The sequence below is a fragment of the Hyella patelloides LEGE 07179 genome (assembly GCF_900659865.1).
GTDB lineage: Bacteria > Cyanobacteriota > Cyanobacteriia > Cyanobacteriales > Xenococcaceae > Hyella > Hyella patelloides.
On sequence record NZ_LR214154.1, the window covers coordinates 1 to 4,589 of the forward strand.

Genomic DNA, 4,589 nt, shown 5'->3' on the forward strand with positions numbered 1-4,589 from the left:
CAACTGTCATTTGTGCTAACCAAACAAAGCCTGATAAATGAGTAGAAGACAAAATAAGTCCTAAAGCAGTAATAAAAATCCCCAAATTTATCCAAGAGAAACGATTAATTTTATTTCCCGCATAAATAATCCCTATGCTACCAAAGTAAGGAATTAAAGAAAACCAAACCCAAGTAGGAGTTTTTTTTTGTTCATAATTAATAATTTACGATTAAAGTGCTATTAAATTTACTAATATTAAACTAAATAGAATCTAAAAGCTTTCTTCTTTTAACTTCATATTCCTCTGCTGTAATAACGCCATTGTCATATAACTTTTTCAATTCCCCTAAAGTAGCTGTAATTTCTCTAGAAGATTCCTGACGAGAGTTAACAGCAAAAAATTTAGGAGGTTCGGTAATACCGTTAAACTGACGATTAAAGCTTTCATCGGACATAAAAACTAGTCCTAAAAAATCAAAAATAGTCAAGAAAAATGATACACCAGTCCAACTAAACAGCAAATATACAATACCAGCAAAGTTTTGCCCCAAATAAAATCTATGTAGCCCAAATGCGCCACCAATGAATGCTATACAAAGGGCAATTAAGCGATTTCTCATGATTATTTAAAACTAATAGTATCTCTTTTTAGTAGTTTTATTTTGAGGCAAAATTATCTTAAAAGTATGTTTGGATCGATTAATTTCGTTATTAATTTTATAAGTTTACTCTCTATGTTTTTTAAATTTAGAAGTTATAAAATAAATTAAAAGAATACCTACTTGCAACTCTATTAAAGATATATAGCCTTTAACAAAATAATTAAGCTCAAGCCCTGAATTAGCCCCAAAGACAATGAAACTAAGAAGTACATAAGGAAGATATTTTAATAATTTATTCCTTCCCTTAATATCTATGCTTTGACGGTTTGGCTTCATTATAACTAAAGAGATTAATCTCAAAAAGTAAGACTGTAGTTTTGTAACAATTTACGTCAGACCCAGTATTTTTTTCATCTCCAACTCTTATAATAACAATTCAGTTCCAAATTATGCTACAGATATCCCTAAAGTACAGATCAACCATCTCTGATTGAAGAACAAAAAAGCCAGTGCTATAATAGTAGTGTACTATGTGGAGCATTTTTTGATTGATAAGTAATAAAAATATACTCTTCTCGATCGAGCTAAAACTCTTCTATTAGCCTTGCCAAACGTTTAAGTATCATCTCTCGACAGGATTTAGTACCAATTCTGAAGAAGCTAATCTCTCTCAAGCTTAATAAATACCAGTGAATTTCTGTTCTTCCAGGAGCAACCTACTACAATAAATAGTAATAATTAGTAAAGAGAATTCTTTGGGTATATAAATCAGGTATGGCTGTTGCCGTTTTAATAGAGCATTTACAAAAAAACTATGGAAATGTCCAGGCTGTCAAAGACATCTCCTTTACTGTAAAATCAGGGGAAATTTTTGGTTTACTGGGCCCTAATGGTGCAGGAAAAACTACGACAATTCGCTGTTTGTGTACCTTAGCCAAGCCAGATCGAGGTAAGATTCAGGTAGGGACAGTAGATGCAGTAGCCGATCCCAAAGCAGCAAGACGCAGATTGGGTTATGTGGCTCAAGAAGTAGCCATTGATAAAGTACTAACAGGTAGAGAATTATTAGGCTTACAGGCTGCTCTCTACCATATTCCTAAAAATAGTATCAAAGAACGCATTAACCAATTAATTAAAGCTTTAGGGATCGAAGATTATGCAGATCGCCAAAGTGGGACATACTCAGGTGGTATTCGCAAACGCTTAGACTTAGCTGCTGGCTTATTACACCAGCCAGAAGTATTAGTGCTGGATGAACCTACCGTGGGTTTAGATATTGAGAGTCGTCGTCTGCTATGGGACTTTTTGCTTCAACTAAAAGCAGCAGGTACGAGTATTCTCATTACTAGCCATTATTTAGAAGAAGTTGATGCTTTAGCAGATCGTTTAGCCATTATCGATCGCGGAAAAGTGATTGCAGAGGGTTCACCATCAGAATTAAAAGATCGAGTAGGTGGCGATCGCATAACCTTAAGAATTCGCGAATTTACACTCGAAACAGAAGCCAATCAAGCTAAAAATCTTCTAACTGCTTTGCCTTTCGTCGAGAGTGCCATTATCAATCCCTCTCAAGGTAATTCGTTAAACTTAATAGTTAAACCAGAAGCCAAAGTGCTTACCCAAATCGAGCAATCTCTTTCTGAAGTCGATTTACCCGCCTTCAGTCTGGCTCAATCTCGTCCTAGCCTAGATGATGTATATTTAGCAGCAACAGGACAAACTCTGATGGATGCAGAAATAGCAGCAGCAGGTACAAGAGATGTCAAAAAAGAGAAAAAGCAACAAATGAAATAGTTTTGTTAGTTGTTATTGGGTAGGGATGTGGGATGCTACGCCCCTACAGTGGTTAGTATTTAGTTGTCGTAATTTTTGCTTGCTACTTAAAAAACCTATTACCTATTTAATATGAGTCAATCTGTAAGTCCGAATCAAATTAATTCGATATTAGCCCCCAATCCTAGCCTTACTCAGCAATCTAGTATTGGTAGCAGTGCGTTAGGAAATTTTGTTCAAGAAACTTTAGCCTTAACCAAGCGTCTATTTATTCAGCTACAACGTCGCCCCTCTACCTTAGTAGCAGGAATTATTCAGCCCTTTATGTGGTTGATTTTATTCGGTGCGTTGTTTAGCAAAGCTCCCCAAGGCTTATTTGGGAATGACATGAATTATGCTAAATTTCTCGCGCCAGGAATTATTGTGTTTACCGCCTTTTCTGGTGCGTTAAATGCTGGTTTACCTGTAATGTTCGACCGCGAATTTGGCTTTCTCAACCGCTTACTAGTAGCTCCTTTAGCTTCTCGCTATTCTATTGTGGCAGCTTCCACCGTTTATATTATCGTCCTCAGTTTTGTTCAAACCGCAGTAATTATTGGTGCTAGTGCTTTTTTAGGCGCAGGTTTCCCCAACGCGATTGGTCTAAGTGCGATCGCTCTAATTGTTTTTCTGATTGTTTTGGGAGTCACTGCTTTGAGTTTAGGCTTAGCTTTTGCTCTCCCTGGACACATTGAACTAATTGCGGTCATCTTTGTCACTAACCTTCCCCTATTGTTTGCCAGTACTGCTTTAGCTCCTTTAAACTTTATGGCAGGATGGTTACAAGTAATTGCTAGTTTGAATCCTCTTACTTATGCGATCGAACCTATTCGCTATCTCTACCTTAATGGAGATTGGGCAGTCAGCAGCATCGTCATGAGTAACCCTTGGGCAAACATTAGTTTTGGTGGTGTTATCTTAGTATTGCTAGGCTTTGATGCTTTAGTATTACTAGCAATTCAACCTCTATTACGTCGTCGTTTTGCTTAGTTAAAGGATCGGGGAAAAAGGAATCAGGAATCAGACTCAAATTGCTATTTTTTGGCTATTTTTTTATTTTCCAGAATCTAATTCCTGTTCTCTGTTTCTTGACATATTCTAGTACGCTTCTGGGAGATCGGCCCGCTAGGATTTTAATGCTCAAGCTCGATATTTGCTATTTTAGAAGGGTGTTTGGTAAGAGGTTCGAGTACTCGTTACTCCTTTAAAATTTTAAGGCAGGTCGTTTAACCAAGAATCCTCTAGATTTCTAGACATTAGTTCAGAATGTTATCTATGGGAAGCGTCAAAACACAAGTCCTGATTAAAACAAATTATGGTGTTGTTGAATCGAAGTATAATCGAACAAATTATGTTATTCAAAATGATTCTAATGAAAAATCCACTCTCTCAATTAACTATTACTTTAGGCTTAGGTATCGCTTGTACTTTTAGCCTAATTACTCCTAGTTTGGCTCAATACCAATCTCAACAGGATAATAACTATCAATCCAATGAACAAGATTCTATATACGGCGATAGCACTTTAGGTATCGATCCTATGCAGTTGATGCATAACTACAATTTAGGTGTAGGACGTAGTGCAGAAGAATTTAATGAAGAATCTAGTACTCAAATTCAAAATTCTGCGGAAGAATTTAGACGTTTACAGCAAGAGAGAATGCTACAGCAGCAGAATACTACACCTGAAGCGACAGAAGAACCTGGCGTAAATTAAGTATTAAGATTGAATCAGTGCAAGGGCTGTGGAATAAAGTTTCATGTATTCCTAAAATTTTCCGTTGATTTTCATGATTTGATAGTTTTTCAGCGAAGTATACTAACTTGTATACTGACTGGGATTTACAGAATCCTAAGTTACCAACACATAAACCAATAAAAGATAGCAGACCTAAAACATTCTCGGAATTCCATTGTCATAAAGCCAGTTTCATAAAGTTAGATATTCTCTTGTTACTTGAAAAACTCCTTTGATCCAACTACTCAATTACTTATAAAAGCTTTTACTGTGAGATGTTTTCCTTTTTCTTGGAATAAGCCAGTAAATAGCAGCAGCAAAAATACCTATTTACAGCCGTTTTCGATTGGATAGACGAGGACACGTGGCTTGCCCTAAAGGATACCGCTACGCATAAGGTTGCCTCAAGCCCGTGAGATGTCCGTTCCGCTTTTAATTAGTTGGTTCGGAGCTTC

The 4,589-nt window shown here is 36.5% G+C and carries 5 protein-coding genes; 3 read left to right on the forward strand and 2 right to left on the reverse strand.

Annotated features, from left to right (window positions below):
* Positions 1–242: 242 nt before the first annotated feature.
* Entirely contained in the window at positions 243–602 is a 360-nt protein-coding gene (locus H1P_RS31165) for an NINE protein (RefSeq protein ID WP_144875054.1), read from the reverse strand.
* 105 nt (positions 603–707) lie between these two features.
* Positions 708–920, reverse strand: a complete 213-nt coding sequence (locus H1P_RS31170) for a hypothetical protein (protein WP_144875055.1) — start codon at positions 918–920, stop codon at positions 708–710.
* Between the two features lie 438 nt (positions 921–1,358).
* Between H1P_RS31170 and H1P_RS31175 the strand changes: the two genes are divergently transcribed.
* From H1P_RS31175 to H1P_RS31185, 3 genes are all read left to right on the forward strand, one after another.
* Positions 1,359–2,378, forward strand: a complete 1,020-nt coding sequence (locus tag H1P_RS31175; RefSeq protein ID WP_144875057.1) for an ABC transporter ATP-binding protein — start codon at positions 1,359–1,361, stop codon at positions 2,376–2,378.
* A 111-nt stretch (positions 2,379–2,489) separates the two neighbouring features.
* Positions 2,490–3,386, forward strand: coding sequence for an ABC transporter permease (locus tag H1P_RS31180; protein ID WP_144875059.1), 897 nt, complete (start codon positions 2,490–2,492; stop codon positions 3,384–3,386).
* 382 nt (positions 3,387–3,768) lie between these two features.
* Positions 3,769–4,113 (forward strand): hypothetical protein, encoded by a 345-nt coding sequence (locus H1P_RS31185; protein ID WP_144875061.1) that lies wholly within the window; start codon positions 3,769–3,771, stop codon positions 4,111–4,113.
* Positions 4,114–4,589: the final 476 nt, after the last annotated feature.

Excerpts from the sequence above, each read along its gene's own strand:
- H1P_RS31170 (WP_144875055.1), bottom strand. The coding sequence starts at position 920 with ATGAAGCCAAACCGTCAAAGCATAGATATTAAGGGAAGGAATAAATTA.
- H1P_RS31180 (WP_144875059.1), top strand. The coding sequence starts at position 2,490 with ATGAGTCAATCTGTAAGTCCGAATCAAATTAATTCGATATTAGCCCCC.
- H1P_RS31175 (WP_144875057.1), top strand. The coding sequence starts at position 1,359 with ATGGCTGTTGCCGTTTTAATAGAGCATTTACAAAAAAACTATGGAAAT.
- H1P_RS31165 (WP_144875054.1), bottom strand. The coding sequence starts at position 602 with ATGAGAAATCGCTTAATTGCCCTTTGTATAGCATTCATTGGTGGCGCA.
- H1P_RS31185 (WP_144875061.1), top strand. The coding sequence starts at position 3,769 with ATGAAAAATCCACTCTCTCAATTAACTATTACTTTAGGCTTAGGTATC.